Annotated in this window: 17 protein-coding genes; 13 read left to right on the plus strand and 4 right to left on the minus strand. The window is 70.7% G+C overall.

The window, feature by feature from the left end; genetic code table 11:
* Positions 1-391 precede the first annotated feature (391 nt).
* A complete protein-coding gene (locus AB0B72_RS20350; protein WP_367740398.1) occupies positions 392-757 on the minus strand; it encodes an anti-sigma factor antagonist in 366 nt (121 codons plus the stop codon).
* Positions 757-2,307 carry a PP2C family protein-serine/threonine phosphatase gene (locus AB0B72_RS20355; RefSeq protein WP_367740399.1) on the minus strand — a complete coding sequence of 517 codons (1,551 nt, stop codon included), beginning with the start codon at positions 2,305-2,307 and terminating at the stop codon, positions 757-759. The genes AB0B72_RS20350 and AB0B72_RS20355 overlap by 1 nt, the downstream gene beginning before the upstream one ends.
* A 284-nt stretch (positions 2,308-2,591) precedes the next feature.
* On the opposite strand from AB0B72_RS20355, the gene AB0B72_RS20360 reads away from it, so the two are divergent.
* The 3 genes from AB0B72_RS20360 (at position 2,592) to AB0B72_RS20370 (ending at position 6,797) form a co-directional block, all read left to right on the plus strand.
* Positions 2,592-3,851, plus strand: coding sequence for an MFS transporter (locus AB0B72_RS20360; RefSeq protein ID WP_367740400.1), 1,260 nt, complete (start codon positions 2,592-2,594; stop codon positions 3,849-3,851).
* Between the two features lie 118 nt (positions 3,852-3,969).
* Positions 3,970-5,229: an MFS transporter gene (locus AB0B72_RS20365; protein WP_367740401.1), complete on the plus strand. Its 1,260-nt coding sequence runs from the start codon at positions 3,970-3,972 to the stop codon at positions 5,227-5,229.
* 188 nt (positions 5,230-5,417) lie between these two features.
* On the plus strand, positions 5,418-6,797 hold the full coding sequence (locus tag AB0B72_RS20370; RefSeq protein ID WP_367740402.1) for a ricin-type beta-trefoil lectin domain protein: 1,380 nt from the start codon (positions 5,418-5,420) through the stop codon (positions 6,795-6,797).
* A gap of 88 nt (positions 6,798-6,885) precedes the next feature.
* On the opposite strand, the gene AB0B72_RS20375 is transcribed toward AB0B72_RS20370, so the two are convergent.
* Entirely contained in the window at positions 6,886-7,554 is a 669-nt protein-coding gene (locus AB0B72_RS20375; protein ID WP_367740403.1) for a DUF899 domain-containing protein, read from the minus strand.
* A gap of 99 nt (positions 7,555-7,653) precedes the next feature.
* On the opposite strand from AB0B72_RS20375, the gene AB0B72_RS20380 reads away from it, so the two are divergent.
* Both AB0B72_RS20380 and AB0B72_RS20385 read left to right on the plus strand, forming a co-directional pair.
* Positions 7,654-8,124 (plus strand): winged helix-turn-helix transcriptional regulator, encoded by a 471-nt coding sequence (locus AB0B72_RS20380; RefSeq protein WP_367740404.1) that lies wholly within the window; start codon positions 7,654-7,656, stop codon positions 8,122-8,124.
* Between the two features lie 92 nt (positions 8,125-8,216).
* Positions 8,217-8,636, plus strand: a complete 420-nt coding sequence (locus tag AB0B72_RS20385; RefSeq protein WP_367740405.1) for a VOC family protein — start codon at positions 8,217-8,219, stop codon at positions 8,634-8,636.
* 79 nt (positions 8,637-8,715) lie between these two features.
* On the opposite strand, the gene AB0B72_RS20390 is transcribed toward AB0B72_RS20385, so the two are convergent.
* Complete coding sequence (locus AB0B72_RS20390; protein WP_367740406.1) at positions 8,716-9,072, minus strand: SRPBCC domain-containing protein; 357 nt, start codon at positions 9,070-9,072, stop codon at positions 8,716-8,718.
* Positions 9,073-9,298: 226 nt separating this feature from the next.
* Here AB0B72_RS20390 and AB0B72_RS20395 point away from each other — a divergent pair, with 226 nt between their 5' ends.
* The 8 genes from AB0B72_RS20395 (at position 9,299) to AB0B72_RS20430 (ending at position 16,621) form a co-directional block, all read left to right on the plus strand.
* Entirely contained in the window at positions 9,299-9,787 is a 489-nt protein-coding gene (locus tag AB0B72_RS20395) for a hypothetical protein (RefSeq protein ID WP_367740407.1), read from the plus strand.
* Positions 9,784-11,001 (plus strand): peptidoglycan-binding protein, encoded by a 1,218-nt coding sequence (locus AB0B72_RS20400; protein ID WP_367740408.1) that lies wholly within the window; start codon positions 9,784-9,786, stop codon positions 10,999-11,001. The genes AB0B72_RS20395 and AB0B72_RS20400 overlap by 4 nt, the downstream gene beginning before the upstream one ends.
* Positions 10,998-11,693, plus strand: a complete 696-nt coding sequence (locus AB0B72_RS20405; protein WP_367740409.1) for an ABC transporter ATP-binding protein — start codon at positions 10,998-11,000, stop codon at positions 11,691-11,693. The genes AB0B72_RS20400 and AB0B72_RS20405 overlap by 4 nt, the downstream gene beginning before the upstream one ends.
* Positions 11,690-12,883, plus strand: a complete 1,194-nt coding sequence (locus AB0B72_RS20410; RefSeq protein WP_367740411.1) for an ABC transporter permease — start codon at positions 11,690-11,692, stop codon at positions 12,881-12,883. Before AB0B72_RS20405 ends, AB0B72_RS20410 begins: the two co-directional genes overlap by 4 nt.
* A 50-nt stretch (positions 12,884-12,933) precedes the next feature.
* Positions 12,934-13,626, plus strand: coding sequence for a response regulator transcription factor (locus tag AB0B72_RS20415; protein ID WP_367740413.1), 693 nt, complete (start codon positions 12,934-12,936; stop codon positions 13,624-13,626).
* Entirely contained in the window at positions 13,616-14,749 is a 1,134-nt protein-coding gene (locus AB0B72_RS20420) for a sensor histidine kinase (RefSeq protein ID WP_367740414.1), read from the plus strand. The genes AB0B72_RS20415 and AB0B72_RS20420 overlap by 11 nt, the downstream gene beginning before the upstream one ends.
* Before the next feature lie 6 nt (positions 14,750-14,755).
* Positions 14,756-15,913, plus strand: a complete 1,158-nt coding sequence (locus AB0B72_RS20425; protein WP_367740415.1) for a methyltransferase — start codon at positions 14,756-14,758, stop codon at positions 15,911-15,913.
* A gap of 267 nt (positions 15,914-16,180) precedes the next feature.
* Complete coding sequence (locus AB0B72_RS20430) at positions 16,181-16,621, plus strand: ester cyclase (protein WP_367740416.1); 441 nt, start codon at positions 16,181-16,183, stop codon at positions 16,619-16,621.
* Positions 16,622-16,876: the final 255 nt, after the last annotated feature.

Raw genomic sequence — 16,876 nt, forward strand, 5'->3', positions numbered from 1 at the left:
GTGATGTTCGGTCGTATAGGGGTAGCTGTCCTCACGCGCCGGATCCCTTCCCGTCAGGGGCACGGCGTGCGGAAGTCCCGTCGGGCAGGGTCGTGGCCACCGCGGCCGCCTCGGCTCATCGAGGCCTTCGGCGTGGCATCCGAAGTTCGCATGGCCGGCGGGTGAACCCCTGCGTACCGCGGGACGTCTTGGTAACAAGGAGGCCCGGATGGACGTCCTGGACGGCCTCGTGGACGAGGAACTCCGGCTGGAGCTGCTCCTCGTCGAGGCGCTGCACGAAGAAGCGGAACGGCTGGCCGCCCCAGCCGCCCGCTGATGTCGCAAGCCCGCCGTCTCGTCCCACGGCGAGACGGCGGGGTCCAGCTCGCGTCACCCGGTCACACCCTGGGGGTCAGGGGGCTGCGGCCAGTGCCTCCTCGACGGTGGAGAAGACAGGGACGTGGAACGCCAGGCCGGTTATCCACAGCACGCGGGCCGCACCCTGCTCGACGGCCACGAGCGCCAGCCACCCGCCCTCGTCCGTCGCACGCTTCCAGGAGTTGATCAGCAGGCCGGTCGCCCGGGAGTCGAGGAAGTCGAGATCGCGCAGGTCCACCACGAGCGACGCACCGAACTGGCCGAACGCCTTATCGAAGAACTCCGACGCGACCTCGTGCGTCGTGTAGTCGAGCGTGCCCCGTACGGTGAGCACTCCGATGTTCCCGTTGCCGGCGGCGGTGAACTCGGTGGGACCGGTCGAGATGTGAAGATCGGACATCAGGAGACTTCCATGGTGGTGGGCATGACCCGGGCGACCAGGATGCAGGTGTCGTCACTGGTGTTGCTGGGCGTGAGGACCCGCGTGACCGCGGCGAGCCGGTCGCCCCGGGCGTTCCGTACGGCGTCGGCGACGGCCACGCTGAGGACCTCGAGGCCGTCGAACAGGTCGCGGCCCGGTCGCTCGATGAGCCCGTCGGTGAACATGAGCAGCAGGTCCTCCGGCTCCAGCCGCAACTGCGCCGTGCTGTAGCTCACGTCCTCGAAGACGCCGAGCAGCACGCCGGGGTGCAGCAGCCGGTGCACCGTGTCCCCTCTGACCAGCAGGATCGGGGGATGGCCCGCGTGGGTCCAGGTGAGCATGCGATCCGCCGGCCGGTAGCGGGCGACGACGGCGGTGGCCAGCACGTCGGGGCGCATCCGCCGCAGCAGCCGGTTCAGCGCGACCAGCGTCTGCGCCGGGTCGTGGTCGGCGAACGCCAGGCCGGTGATGGCGTGGCGCAGCTTGGCCATCGCGGAGGCGGCCGCCAGACCGTGCCCGGCGACGTCGCCCACGGCGAGCAGCACCTCCTCCTGGTCCAGGGGGATCGCCTGGTACCAGTCGCCGCCCAGGGGAGCCGTCTCCGCGGGGATGTAGCGTACGGCGATCCGCAGCCCCGGCACCGAGAACGACTCGTTCTCGACCGGCATGATGATGTGCTGCAGCCGCGCGGTCAGCTGCGACTCCTCCTCCAGCCGCTGGCTGACCTCGGCGAGCTCCTCGGCGGTCCGGCGCCAGTCGGTGATGTCCTGGATCACGCCGTGGACCTCGACGGGCTTCCCCGTGGCGTCACGGCTCACCTCGACGGTGGCCCTGATGTGGCGAAGCTCCCCGTCGAGGTCGACGCGCACCTCGAACTCGTGCGGCGCGTCGCCGACGGTGAGCACCTCGAGCGCACGCTCGACGACGGGGACGTCGTCGGGGTGGGCTATGTCGCGGTACTCCTCCAGCGTGAGCGGCCCGTCGGCGGGATCCCGGCGGTGGATGCTGTAGAGCTGCGGCGACCACTCGGTCTCACCGGTCACCAGGCTCCAGCGGCCCCACCCGAGATTGCCCAGACGCTCGGTGTGGAGCAGGCGGCTCGACAGCCGCTCCTCCTCGTCGCTCTTGCTCCACGATGTGAGCAGGCCGCCGTTGAAGCGGGCCAGCCGGACGGTGTAGAGCGTCTGGTGACGCATGCCGTCCCCCGCATCCGGATGCTGGTAGCGGACGACCTCCTCGGGCTTCCCCGACTTCATGACGCGCAGCTGGCTCTGCCAAAGGGGGGTGTCGAGCACGCCGGGATAGGCCTCCCGCGTCCGGACGCCGATCAGCTCCTTGCCGCTGCGGCCGTGGACATCCCGAGCCTGCGGGCTGGCGGCCAGGACCTCGAAGTCGGCGATGCCGCCCGTCTCGTCGGAGACGGGTGTCGCCCAGACCGCCTGGACCGGCACGGAATCCAGCAGCGCCTGCATCCACGAGGCCGCCGCCTCATGTGGATGCTTGGAGGTGTCCGCCGAAGGTCCGTTCATGGGCATGAGATGCAAACGCCTTCACCTCCACCCATGAGACCGCCGGCCCACCTTCCGCGATGTCTTCGTACCAAAAGATCCTTGTCTTCCGACGAGAGTACCCGCGACGCCCAGAATAGGCCTCCAGGCCCCGGACAGAAGGCGTTCGGCCACCGGCCTCGACCGCTGTGGTGACGGTACGCGTGCGCCCGCGACCGAGCCGGGGCGGATTAAACGGGATGACACCGGGATCCGGCGGAGGACACGATAGGACGTCCTTCCGGCCCGGCAGCGAGGAGCCAGCAGTGTCCAGCCTCCGCGCCGACCTGGGCATGCTGCGGGACCGGCGCTTCACGCTGCTCGTGTCGGCCCGCACGATCTCGATGCTCGGCGCCTCCTTCGCCCCTGTCGCGCTCGCCTTCGGTGTGCTCGCCCTGCCCGGGGCGACGGCGACCACGCTCTCGGCGGTCCTCACCGCCGAGGCGCTGCCGATGGTGGCATTCATACTGGTCGGCGGCGTGATCGCGGACAGGCTCCCGAGACAGCGAGTGATGATGGCGGGCGAAGGCCTCAACGCCGCGGCCTACGCCTGCCTGGCCGTGATGCTGCTCACCGGCTGGACGCCGCTCCCCGCCCTGCTGGCGGCGTCCGCCGCCGGCGGTGTCGCATCCGCCGTCCTGTTCCCCGCGCTGACGGGGATCATCCCCGACGTGGTGCCGGCCGACCGGCTGCAGACCGCGAACGCCCTGCTGGGCCTCGGAGCCAACGTCGCCCGTTTCGCCGGCTTCATCCTCAGTGGCGCCGCGGTGGTCCTCCTCGGCGGCGGATGGGCGCTGGCGATGAGCGGCGCGATGTTCGCCGTGGCCTCCGCCCTGATCGCGTCGCTGCGCCTCACCCCGGCCGAGCGGGCCGCCGCCGGGACCCATTCCATGCTCGCCGACCTGCGCGCCGGGTGGCGCGAGTTCATCTCCCGCCAATGGCTGTGGGTCGTGGTCGCGCAGTTCTCCGTGCTGATATTGGCCATGCAGGCCGCCCACGGCGTGCTGGGGCCGCTCGTCGCCAAGGAGCACCTGGGCGGGGCGCCCGCCTGGTCCGCCGTCCTCGCCGGCGAGGCCGTGGGCATGATCATCGGTGTGGCCGTCACCCTCCGGCTGCGTCCCCGCCGGCCCATTCTGGTCGCGACGCTCCTCACGGTGCCCTCGGCCCTGCCGTACCTGCTGCTGGGAATCGGGGCGCCGCTGTGGACGGTGGTGGGCGGCGCGGTCGTGACGGGAGTCTGCTTCGACATCTTCGGAGTGCTGTGGCAGACCACCATGCAGCGGGAGATCCCGCCGGAGTCGCTGTCGCGGGTGAGCTCCTACGACGCGCTCGGATCGCTGATGTTCGGCCCCATCGGCCTGCTGCTCGCCGGGCCCGCCGCAATCGCGTTCGGCCCGCGGCCCGCGCTGATCTGCTGCGCGGCGATCGTCGTGACCGTGTCCCTCGCCGCGCTGCTGTCGCCGGGAGTGCGCCGGCTGCGGGCCCCCGAGCCGTCGGCCGCCGCGACGTCCCTCGCCGACGCCTGATCATTCCTGCTGACGCTCAGCCCAGCCGCCGGCCCGGGGTGAGCCCGCCGGCTCGTCACCATGGTGACCTGGGTAAAGTACGGCGGGCATTACGGGGATACCGGGGGGAAGGTCACGAATGTCGGGGGTCCAGTCAGGTCTGAGGCGGCTGGCGCTCGACACCCGTCCACTGGGAATTCCGGCGTACCGGCGGCTCCTGATCGGCCAGGGTGTGTCGTTCATCGGCGTCCAGCTCACCTCCGTGGCCGTCAGCGGCCAGATGTTCGCCATCACCCGGTCGTCGCTGTGGGTGGGCATGCTCGGCCCGGTGAACCTCGTCCCCCTGGTGATCTTCGGCCTGTGGGGCGGCGCGGTCGCCGACGCGGTCGACCGCCGCCGTCTGCTGCTCACCGGCTCGGTGATCGCGTGGGTGGCCACACTCGCCCTGCTGCTGCACGCCTGGTCGGGCCGGGGGAACGTCTACGTCATCCTCGGAGCGGTCGCCGTGCAGGCGGTCGGCTTCGCGATCAGCTCGGCGACGCGGGGCGCGATCATCCCCCGCCTCGTGCCCGTCGAACGCGTCCCGGCGGCCAACACGCTCAACTTCCTGGTGAGCAGCATCGGCACCGTCCTCGGCCCGCTGCTGGCCGGCATCGTGCTCGCCAACGGCGGTTACGCCGTGGCGTACCTCATCGACGGCGTGCTGTTCAGCACGGCGTTCTACGCGGCGATACGGCTGCCGCGGCTCGCGCCGCTCGGGGAGATCGCCCGGCCAGGTCTGCGGTCGGTGGCCGACGGGCTCCGGTACATCGCGACCCAGCCGATCGTGATGATGTCGTTCGTGGTGGACATCATCGCGATGGCGCTCGCCATGCCGAGGGCGCTCTTCCCGGAGATGACGGCCGAGCGGTTCGGCGGGTCCGCCGTCGCCTTCGGATGGCTGTCGGCGAGCATCGCGATCGGGTCGGTCGCGGCGGGCGTCATGTCCGGATGGATCGGACGGGTCGCCCGCCAGGGAGTGGCGCTGACGATCACGATCGCGATCTGGGGTGCCGCGGTGGCCGCGGCGGCTTTCGCCCCCAGCCTGTGGATGGTCGTGGCGCTGCTGGCCGTCGGCGGGGCGGCCGACCTCTGCTCCGCCGTCTGGCGGCAGACGATCCTGCAGACGTACGCCCCGGACGAGATGCGCGGGCGCATGCAGGGGGCGTTCATGGTCGTGGTGGCGGGCGGCCCCCGCCTCGGTGACCTGCGGGCCGGCGCCACGGCGAGCGCCTTCGGGCTCGTCCCGGCCTGGGCGGGGGGCGGGCTCGTGTGCGCGGTCCTCGTGCTGGTGGCGGGCTTCGCCGTGCCGAGGTTCCGGCGGTACGACGCGGTGGCGGAGCGCCTCGGCCGGGGATGAGCCGGCACGACTCTTGACTCGACCTGGTTCAAAGCGTTAAATCCAGCTAGTTAATAAACAAGAAACCTTCCTGTCAGTTCCGGATCACCCCCTCCGGCCTGCTCGAAGGTGGACCCGAGGAGGTCCTCCACCCTCTTAATTCGGCACTTGGTTGAAATTCCGGCCTCTCTCAGAAAGAGACACCCCCCATGAAACCGGAACACTCCCATCGCGCCTCTCTACGCCTTCTCGTGGGCGCTCTCCTGGCCGCCCTGGCCCTCGTCGCGACCGGCCTGTCCCCGGCCTACGCCGCGACCGGCCAGATCACCGGTTACGGCGGCAAGTGCGTCGACGTCGCCGCGGCGAACAGCGCCAACGGCACCAAGGTGCAGCTCTACACGTGCAACGGCACCAGCGCCCAGCAGTGGACGACCGGCGCCGACGGCACCGTCCGCGCGCTCGGCAAGTGCCTCGACGTCGCCGCCGCGAACAGCGCCAACGGCACCAAGGTGCAGATCTACGACTGCAACGGCACGGCGGCGCAGACCTGGACCAGCGGCTCCGACGGCACGCTGCGGGCCCTCGGCAAGTGCCTGGACGCGACCGGCCCCAGCTCGGCCGACGGCACTCCGCTGCAGATCTGGGACTGCACCGGCGGGTCCAACCAGAAATGGGTCGTGCCGAGCGGCGGCACCACGCCACCGCCGGCCGGCAGCAGGATGCCCGGCGCGCCGTACCTCTACATGGGCTGGGGCAGCCCGCCCAGCGCCACCTCCGTGATGAGCGCCACCGGAGTGAGGTCCTTCACCATGGCGTTCATCCTCTCCGGCGGCGGGTGCAACCCCATGTGGGACGGCGTACGGCCGCTCTCGGGCGGGGTGGACGCGCAGACGATCTCGGCCGTCAAGGGAGCGGGCGGCAGCGTCCAGATCTCCTTCGGCGGCTGGTCGGGCAACAAGCTCGGCCCCAACTGCTCGTCGCCGTCCGCCTTCGCCGGCGCCGTGCAGCAGGTCGTCAACGCGGTCGGCCCGGCCGTTGTGGACTTCGACATCGAGAACACCGACGAGTTCTCCAACTACACCGTGCAGGACCGCATCCTCGGCGGCCTGAAGATCGTCAAGCAGAACAACCCGAACGTCAAGGTGGTCCTCACCTTCGGCACCGGCACCACCGGGCCGACCGGTGACGGCCTGCGGCTGATCAACCAGTCGCGGGCGCTGAACGTGCCCGTGGACAACTACACGATCATGCCGTTCGACTTCGGCGGCGGCGCGAACATGTACCAGAGCACCGTCAACGCGGCCGAGGGCCTGAAGAACGCGCTGAAGAGCGCGTGGGGCTGGAGCGACGCCCAGGCGTACGCGCACATGGGCATCTCCGGCATGAACGGCCTGTCGGACCAGCAGGAGGTGACCTCGACGGGGACCTGGACGCAGATCCGCGACTGGGCGAGCTCCAAGGGCCTGACCCGCCTGGCGTTCTGGTCGGTCAACCGCGACCGTCCGTGCCCCGGCGGCGGCGTGCAGGAGACGTGCAGCGGCGTGGCACAGAACAACTGGGACTTCACCCGCATCACCGCGGGCTTCTAGGCCGTTTCCCAGCAGTCAGCCGGCCGCGGCAGCCGCATCCCGGTGGCCGCGGCCGGCGCGGGGCCCTCGGGCGGCCGTCGTGCGGCCGTCAGAGACCCTGTGGCCGGTACTCGTCGCGGACTTTCAGCCAGCTCATCGTCGGGTCCTGAGGCCAGCCCTCCGGCGAGTCCTCCCACTCCTCCTGCCTGCCGTACGGAGTCAGGTCCAGCAGGTTGAAGTCGAGGCGGAGCCGATCCACCCCGCGGGCGGTGGTGAAGTAGGTGCGGAAGAACTCGTCGCCGTCGCGCAGCAGGACGCTGAGCCCGAAGCCGCCGCCCAGGCCGAGGTCGTCGTAGAAGCCGCCGTCGCCGGCGGAGTACCACGGCACGGTCCAGCCCATCCGCCGCCGGACCGGCTCGATCTCCTCCTGCGGTGCGCGGGACATCAGGATCAGGGTGGTGTCCCGTGCGTTGAGATGCGCCTGGCCGGGGATGTTGTCGGTGAACGACGCGCAGCCGACGCAGAGCCAGTCCTGGCCCGGCTCCAGCATGAAGTGGTAGACGACGAGCTGGCGGCGGCCCTGGAAGAGATCGCCCAGCTCGGCCGCCGTGCCGTCCGGAGCGGTGAAGCGGTAGCCGTCGCCCAGCCGGACCATCGGCATCCTGCGCCGTTCGGCGGCCAGCGCGTCCAGTGCGCGCGTGTGCTCCTTCTCCTTCACCAGCAGCGCGTCACGCGCCGCCTGCCATTCGGCCGCCGAGACGACCTGGGGACGGTTCATGGAAGTGCTCCATCCTCGAACGTTTTCTCAGGGAACGGACTTCCACGACCGTAGCAGACCTCCGTTCCCTGAGGGAACTAGCGGGCTTAGAATGGTGGCATGCAGCGAACACGGTTCGGTGAGATGGTCTGCTCGATCGCCCGCACGCTCGACGTCGTCGGCGAGCCCTGGTCCCCGCTGATCCTGCGGAACATCTACGTCGGCATCACTCGTTTCGAGCAGCTCCAGCAGAGTCTGGGCATCTCACGCAAGGTGCTCGCCGAGCGGCTCAAATGGCTCGTAGAAAGCGGCGTGCTGGAGCGGCGGGAGTATTCCAGCCGGCCCCCACGCCACGAGTACACGCTCACGGTCAAGGGCCTGGAGCTGTGCGACCTCCTGCTGGTGATGGTGCGCTGGGGCGACCGCTGGACGGCGGGCGAGGCCGGTCCGCCGGTGCTCTACCGTCACCATGCCTGCGGTGAGATCAGCCACGTCGAGCTGCACTGCTCCGTGTGCGACCGGCCGATGCGGGCCTCCGACGTCGACGTGCTGCCCGGCCCGGGAGCGGAGACCGGGACGGCCACGGCCTGAGGAAGATCTTTTCCTGTGACCGATGAGTTCGGGCGGACGAGCACGTTCTACTGTCCGCAAACGCCGATCTTCGGACAGCCAGGAGGCACATCATGGAATGGACGCTCGAACTCATCGTGGTCCCCGTCTCGGACGTCGACCGCGCGAAGGCCTTCTACACCGAGCAGGCCGGTTTCACCGTGGACGTCGACCACAGCGCCGGCGAGGACTTCCGCGTCGTGCAGCTGACCCCGCCCGGCTCGGCCTGCTCGATCGCCCTCATGCGGAACGCCGGCAGCGCGGGCTCGCTCCAGGGCCTGCACCTGGTCGTCGCCGACATCGACGCCGCCCGCGCCGAGCTGGTGAAGCGCGGGATGGAGGTCGGCGAGCTGTTCCATTTCGAGCCTGGCGGCCAGACGCCCGGCCCCGATCCCGAGCGCCGCAGCTACGCCACGTTCATGCCCTTCAGCGACCCGGACGGCAACGGCTGGCTCGTGCAGGAGGTCCGCGAGCGCACTCCCCGGGCGGAGTGATCGCGGCAGGCGCGTGGAACGAGGCCGGCTCCCGGGTGTCGAGAAGGGCGCCCGCACGGCCTCGTCGCGCGGACGTCCGCTACTGCCCGAAGGAGTAGCGAAGCCGGCCGTTGATGAGGAAGTTGAGCCGGTGGCGGAGATGCCCGATCACGTCCTGCCCCGGAGCCTCTCCCGGCGTCAGCAGCGTCCAGCGGAGCGCGCAGCCGTTCGGAGCCGGCCGGATGTCGAACCGGATCTCGTCGCCGGGCCTGTCGGGCCACAGGGACGACCAGACCACGAGCTCCGGCTCGACCGCCCGAAGGACGCGGGGCTCGACCTCGCCGGGGCGCAGGTCGAGCCATTGCCGTCCACCCGGCCGCCGTGGGTCGGCCAGGCTCTCCCACACGATGTGGGGAGGCGGCGGCTGGTTACGCTCTCGCGAGCCCAACTCGATCACACTCGCAGCCTAGGCGAGCGAGCACATGGCCTCACGCCGCGCCCATCGCACCGTTCGAAGGTTTCACGACTTCACGGCGACGCCGGCGGGCGGCCCGGATGGTGAGAGCCCGCCACGAGGTCCTTGTTGCGTTTTTGTGTGCCGGACGCCAGACATCCCTGCAACACCCCGATGGGTGAAATGGGTCCCATAGCGCGTTCCGTCCGGTTCGCGCGGAGAGGACACCATGAATGACATCCGGCGACACCGTTCGACGCCGCTGGCGCTGCTCGCGGGCGTGCTGCTGTCGTGCACGCTGGCGGCCTGCGGCGGCTCGGAAGTCTCGGCCGGCTCGAAGAGCGAGGGCTCCGGGAGCTCGTCGACCACCACGGACGCCAAGGGCAACGCGTGGTACGAGTGGCAGCTCAAGCAGGCGAAATGCCTGCGGTCGAAGGGGATCGACGTCGCCGATCCCGACCCCGTGAAGGGCGCCGACCCGAATGTCGTGCAGGACGACGCGTTCAAGAAGGCGCTGTCCGCCTGCGGCGACACGATCGGCCCGCCGCCCGTGGACGACGCCGGCGGCTCCGATGAGAAGTTCCAGGCCGCGTTGAAGGCGGCGAAGTGCCTGCGGAGCCTGGGTTACGAGGTGCCCGACCCGGCCCGGGGCGACGGCCTGCAGATCGGCAACCAGAAGCTCAGCGACGAGGCGGTCGGCAAGTGCATGTCCAAGTGAGACGCGCGCAGCTCGGCGAGCCCGTGCACCCCCCGAAGCCGGAGAAGCCGGAGAAGGCCGAGAAGCTGGAGAAGGCCGAGAAGCTGGAGAAGGCCGAGAAGCTGGAGAACGCAGTGACGCGAGGAACGGCTCCGGGCGCGGGGGCCTCGGAGAAGTCCCGCTCCACACGCAAGGGTGTGATCGTCGCCGGCGCCGTCGCCGTGCTCGTCATCGGGACGGCCATCACGTGGGCCACCACCAGGGAGGAATCACGGGACGACGTCGTCCGCAGGCCCCTGGCCACGGCGACGGTGACGAAGGGTGGCCTGGCGGTGGAGACGGTCATGCCCGGCACGTTGGAGTTCGGCGGCCTCAAGACCGTCTCCGCGAGCCTGCCGGGTGTCGTGACGCGACTGGCGAAGATCGGCGCCAAGGTGGGGCGTGGCGGGCGGCTTTACTCGGTGAATGATCGGCCGGTGTCCCTGCTGTACGGCACGCTCCCCGCCTGGCGGGCGTTCAAGGCCGGGATGACGCCGGGCCGCGATGTGGAGCAGCTCGAGTCGAACCTGCGCAGGCTCGGATACTTCGGCGGGACCGTGGACCGGACGTTCACGTACCTCACGTCGGTGGCCGTCAGGAAATGGCAGGCGTCGCTGGGCCAGAAGGACGCCACCTCGCTGGATCTGGGGGCGGTCGCCTTCGCCCCCGGCCCGGTGCGCGTGGCCGGGCACAAGGTCGCGGTCGGCGCGCGGGTCGGCGCGGGAACGGCGGTCCTCGCGACGTCGGCCCTGGCGAAGACCGTGAAGGTCGACGTCAAGGTCTCCGACCAGGGCCTCGCGCGTAAGGGACAGCCCGTCACGATCACGCTGCCCGACGGCAAGACGGTGAAGGGAAAGGTGACGGCCGCCGGCGCGCCCGTGGAGAGGACCCGGGGCACCGGCAAGACGATCGTGATACCCACGACCGTCACGATCTCCGACCAGAAGCCGGCGGGCCGCTTCGAGCGGGCGTCGGTCACCGTGACCTTCAGGGGCGCCCAGAGCCGCGACGCGCTGTCGGTGCCGGTCGAGGCGCTCGTCGCGATGAGCGAGGACACCTTCGCCGTCGAGGTCCCCGACGGCAGAGGCGGTGTCAGGCGCCTACCGGTCACGACGGGCCTGTTCGCGGCCGGCCGGGTGCAGATCTCCGGAGCCGGCGTCGCCGAAGGGCTGGAAGTCGTGGTCGCGGACTCATGAACGAGATCGTCACCCTCAAGGACGTCACCCGCAGTTACGGCGATCCACCCGTGCACGCGCTGGCCGGGGTCTCCTTCACCGTCACGGCCGGTGAGTTCGTCGCCATCGTCGGCCCCAGCGGATCGGGGAAGTCCACCATGCTCAACGTCGTCGGCACTCTCGACCGGCCCACCTCCGGACGGGCGTACATCGACGGCCATGACGTCCAGGCGATGAGCGACGACCAGTTGTCGGCGTTGCGCGCCCACCGGATCGGCTTCGTGTTCCAGCAGTTCCACCTCTCCGAGGGCGTGAGCGCGGTCGACAACGTCGCCGACGGCCTCCTCTACACCGGAGAGCCGCGACGTGCCCGCCGCGAGCGGGCGCGCGCGGCGCTGGAACGCGTGGGGCTGGGCCACCGCATGACCCACAAGCCGGGCCAGATGTCGGGCGGCGAGCGTCAACGCGTCGCGATCGCCCGCGCGGTGGTGGCCGAGCCCGCGTTGCTGCTGGCGGACGAGCCGACCGGAAATCTCGACTCCCATTCGGGTGAGGGCGTGTTCTCCCTGCTCCAGGATCTCAACGCCGCCGGGACCACGATCGTCGTCATCACGCACGACAGCGAGCTCGCCGCCCGCCTGCCCAGGCAGATCTCGGTCAGGGACGGCGAGGTCGTCTCCGACGTACGGCACGACGCGGCGGTGGTCGCATGACCTCGGTGAGGCACGGCCGGTCACGGCTGCGCGCGAGCGACGTCGTCCACCTGGGCACGGCCGGGCTGCGTGCGCGGCCGGCCCGCGCCGTGCTGTCCGCCCTGGGGATCGCGATCGGCATCGCCGCGATGATCGCCGTGCTCGGGACCTCGGCGTCGAGCCGGCAACGTCTGAACTCGCAGCTCGACGCGCTGGGCACCAATCTGCTCACAGCCGAGGCCTCCCAGTCGGCCGGCCCGGTCACCCCGCTTCCGGAGAGCTCGGCCGAGCAGGTCAAGCGGATCGCGGGCGTCGAGTCGGCCAGCACCACGGGGCTCATCGAGGAGGCCCACGTCTACCGGAACCGTCACATCGATCCCGGGCTGACCGGCGGCATCAGCGTGCTGGCCGCCAGGCTCGACCTGCCGGACGTGGTGGGCGCCCGGGTGCGGAGCGGCAGCTGGCTCAACCAGGCCACCGCGACCTTCCCCACGGTCGTCCTCGGCGACACCGCCGCCCGCCAGCTGGGCGTCGTGACCCCCGGAAGCCAGGTACGGCTCGGCGACCGGAACTTCGCCGTCGTCGGCATCCTGGGCCCGGTCCCACTCGCGCCCGAGCTCGACCGCGCCGCCCTGATCGGCATGCCGGTCGCCAGGAGCGCGCTCGGCTTCGACGGACACCCCACGACGCTCTACGAACGGTCCAGCGACTCGGCCGTCGACACCGTCGGATCCCTGATCGCCTCGTCGATCCGGCCGGACGATCCGGCCGCCGTCTCGGTCTCGCGTCCCTCCGACGCGCTCGCGGCGAAGAAGGCCGTCGACCAGGCCTTCACGGGGCTACTGCTCGCGCTGGGGTCCATCGCGCTGCTCGTCGGCGGGATCGGCGTGGCCAACACGATGGTGATCTCCGTACTCGAACGCCGCCGTGAGATCGGCCTGCGGCGGGCCCTCGGCGCGACCAGACGGCACATCCGCCACCAGTTCCTGGCGGAGGCGCTGCTGCTGTCCGTCCTCGGCGGGCTCGCGGGCGCCGCGCTCGGCGGCGCCGTCACCGTGGTGATCGCGCTGGCCAACGGCTGGATCCCGGTGATACCGCCGCTGGTCGTGGCCGCCGGCGTCGGCGCCACCTTGCTGATCGGCGGGATCGCGGGCCTGTATCCGGCGATTCGGGCGGCCCGGACGCCGCCGACGGTCGCCCTCGCCGGTTGAACAATGAGTACAAAAGCCGCCTATGGTGACAAAAAGGACAGGAGGAGAACGTGCGGGTGCTGATCGTCGAAGACGAGGTGTTCCTGGCCGAGGCGCTGCAGGCGGGTCTGCGCCATGAGTCGATGGCCGCCGACATAGCGCTCGACGGCGACCAGGCGGTGGAGCTGGTGAGCGTCAACGACTACGACGTCGTCGTGCTCGATCGCGACATCCCCGGCACGCATGGCGACGAGGTCTGCTCCATCGTCGCCCGTGAGCATCCCGGCGTACGGGTCCTGATGCTGACGGCGGCGGCCCGGTTGACCGAGAAGGTGGCCGGGTTCGAGCTCGGCGCCGACGACTACCTCACCAAGCCGTTCGCGTTCGAGGAGCTCGTCGTCCGCCTGCGCGCCCTGGCCCGCCGTCCCCCGGCGGGCTCGGCGCCGGTGCTGGAGTTCGCCGACCTGAGGCTCGATCCGTTCCGGCACGAGGTCTACCGCGCGGGACGGTACCTGCGGCTGACCAGCAAGCAGTTCGCCGTCCTGGAGCTGCTCATGCGGGCCGGGGGTGGCGTCGTGAGCGCCGAGACGCTGCTGGAGAAGGCCTGGGACGAGCGCGCCGATCCCTTCACCAGCGCGCCGCGGGTCACCATGTCCACCCTGCGCAGGGCGCTCGGCGAGCCCGATCTGATCGTCACCGTCCCCAAGGCGGGATACCGCCTCGTCCACCCGAAGACCGCGGCGGAGGACGGGCATGACGCCTGACCGGGCCCGGCCGGGGACGATGAGCAGCGCGCGCCTGCGGCTGGCGCTGAGCTACGCCGGCTTCCTCGTCGTGGCCGGTGTCGCGGTCCTCGCCGGGGTGTACCTGGTGCTGCGGTACGTCCCGGACTATCCGCTGACCGCCGCCAACCCCTCCGAGACCGGGGGAGCGGTCGCGTCGCGCGGGGAGATCCTGGGCACGCTGGTGAAGATGTCCGGCTTCATCCTGGCCTTTCTCGCCGTAGCCGGGATGACCGGCGGCTGGATCCTGGCCGGGTGGGTGCTGAGGCCCCTGCGGCGCATCGACGAGGCCGCCCGGATCGCCGCGACCGGCCGGCTCGACCACCGCGTACGCCTCCAGGGCCGCCACGACGAGTTCCGCCGGCTCGCCGACGCGTTCGACGCCATGCTCGACCGGCTGCACGACGCGTTCGCCACCCAGGAGAGGTTCGCCGCCAACGCCTCGCACGAGCTGCGCACTCCGCTCGCGATAACGGCGACCATGCTCGACGTCGCCCGGCGGGACCCGCCAGGCCAGGACTATCCCGTCCTGCTCGACCGGCTGCAGGCCGTCAACGCCCGCGCCATCGGCCTCACCGAGGCACTCCTCCGCCTCGCCGACGCCAACGCGATCAGCGCCGTGTCCGAGCCCGTCGATCTCGCCGCCGTCACCCGGGCGGCGGTGGCCGAGCTGTCCGGCGAGGCGAGACACAGGGACCTCGTCATCGAGGCCCGGCTCGATCCGGCCGTGACCATGGGCGACGCCACGTTGCTCGGCCGGCTCGCCGGCAACCTGGTGCAGAACGCCGTCCGTCACAACCACGACGCCGGAGCCGTCTGGGTCACCACCGAGCGCGGCGGCCCGGCCGTGACGCTGCGTGTGGAGAACACCGGCGTCCCTTACACCGCCGAAGCCGCGGCTCAGCTGACCGAGCCGTTCCTACGCGGCGACGGGAGGGTGAGCCGCGCCGGCCGTGAACGCGGCTACGGGCTGGGGCTCGCGCTCGTGGCGCGCATCGTCGCAGTGCACCACGGCACGCTCGACATCAGACCGCGGGCCGCCGGCGGCCTGGCCGTCACCGTCACCCTTCGTGCGGAGGCCGGCGTCCAGGACTCAGTAGCCTGAGGCGCGATGAACCGTTTACAGACATCGGCAGGCGGGTTCGACCTCACCCGCTTCCCCGAGGATCCCCGTGACCTCCTGAGGGCCTGGGACGCCGCGGACGAATACCTGCTGCGGCACCTCGAAGAGGCCCTCGAAGAGAACGGGGAGCGGCCTTCGGGGACCGTCGTCGTGCTCGGGGACCGGTGGGGGGCTCTGGTGACCGCGCTCGCCGATCGCCGTCCCGTGCAGATCACCGACTCGTTCCTCTGCCAGGAGGCGACCCGGGCGAACCTGAAGCGCAACGGGGTCGCGGAGGACACGGTGCGGCTCCGTACGACCAGGGACACGCCGCCCGACCGGATCGACGTGCTGCTGATCCGGGTGCCCAAGAGCCTCGCGCTCCTGGAGGACCAGCTGCACCGCCTGGCGCCTCACGTGCACGCGGGCACCCTGGTCGTCGGCACGGGGATGGTCACCGAGATCCACACCTCGACGCTGAGGCTCTTCGAATCGATCCTCGGGCCGACCAGGACGTCGCTGGCGGTGAAGAAGGCCCGGCTCATCTTCTGCTCACCGGAGCCCGGGCTCCCCCGCCGCGCCAACCCGTGGCCGCGAAGCTACGCGCTGCCCGCGGACGCCGGAGCCGTCTCGGGCCTCACGGTCACCAACCACGCGGGAATCTTCTGCGCCGACCGCCTCGACGCCGGCACCCGCCTGTTCCTCCGGCACCTGCCGCCGCGCCGTGACCGCGAACACGTCGTGGACCTGGGCTGCGGCAACGGGGTGATCGGGCTCGCCGCGGCGCTGGCGAACAGCGACGCCGAGGTCACGTTCATCGACGAGTCGTACCAGGCGCTGGCGTCGGCGGAGGCCACATTCCGGGCGAACGCGGACGCGGGCCGTCGGGCGCGCTTCCTCGCGGCCGACGGGATGTCGGACGTGCCGGCGGGGACGGCGGACCTGGTGCTGAACAACCCGCCGTTCCACACGCACCGCGCGACGACCGACGCGACGGCCTGGCGCATGTTCAACGGGTCTCGTGCCGCGTTGCGCCGCGGCGGCGAGCTGTGGGTGGTCGGCAACCGGCACCTCGGCTACCACGCCAAGCTGCGCCGGCTCTTCGGCAACTGCGAGGTCGCCGCGAGCGACCCGAGGTTCGTCGTCCTGCGAGCCGTCAAACGCTGACCGTCCGCGCGTCGCGACCCGTACGGAGCGGAGGCTTTTCGCGTTGTTTTCCGCGAAATGAGCAGGCCGGGAGACCGCGGCACTTTCCATGACGTACGGCGCACGCCGTCCTCGTTGAGGTATTACCGGCCCATCAATAGCGTTGATGTGCGGGTCATCGCTCGGCCGCATTCGAGCCACAACCGAGAGCCGGGGCATCGCCATGCCGGTCGATCGTGAGGCCGGTCGGTATCGGCGCGCGCCCGGCATCAACGAAGGACCATCGTCATGTCTGTCTTCTGGGACCTCAAACACGAGCTTTGCGAAGCGATCAACGATCATGACGTACGCCGCGTGCTCGAGTTCTACAGCCCGGACGCCGTCTACGTCGCGCCGGCCGGCGTAGCCGAAGGGCATGAGCAGATCGCCTGGCTCTACGAGCACTTCTTCAAGGGCTTCCCGGACTATCACCTGACGGCGTGGTACGAGGTCGAGTGCGACAATCCGACCGTCACGGAATGGACGGTCACCGGCACCCACACGGGCCCCTTCCTTCTCCCCGACGGGCGCGAGCTGGAGGGAACCGGCCGGCCCATCACTCTGCGCGCCACATGCCTCTCCTACGTCGAGAACGGCAAGATCAAGACGCACCGGGAGTACTTCGACCAGCTGGAGCTGTACACCCAGCTCGGCTTCGGCCTGACCGAGCTCACAACCGCCTCCGCGTAACCCGAGCGGCGTCGCCGGTCGCGCTGTCGGCCGTCCGCCCGGGTGGTGTGCCGATCCTCCTGGGCGACCAGGCGCTGCGTTCCGATGACCGACAGCAGCTGGAGCTTCTCGTGGCTTTCGCTTCCAGGGGTGGCGGTGTCCTCCGGCTGCAGCGCCTCACGCCGCTTGCGCAGGAAATCGGACATCTCCCTGTACTCCACGTCGCCCTCCGGGGATCTCCCAGCGTGACCTCCCGCACCACCTTGACGACCATGG

This window comes from Microbispora sp. NPDC049125 (genome assembly GCF_040802045.1).
Classification (GTDB): Bacteria; Actinomycetota; Actinomycetes; order Streptosporangiales; family Streptosporangiaceae; genus Microbispora.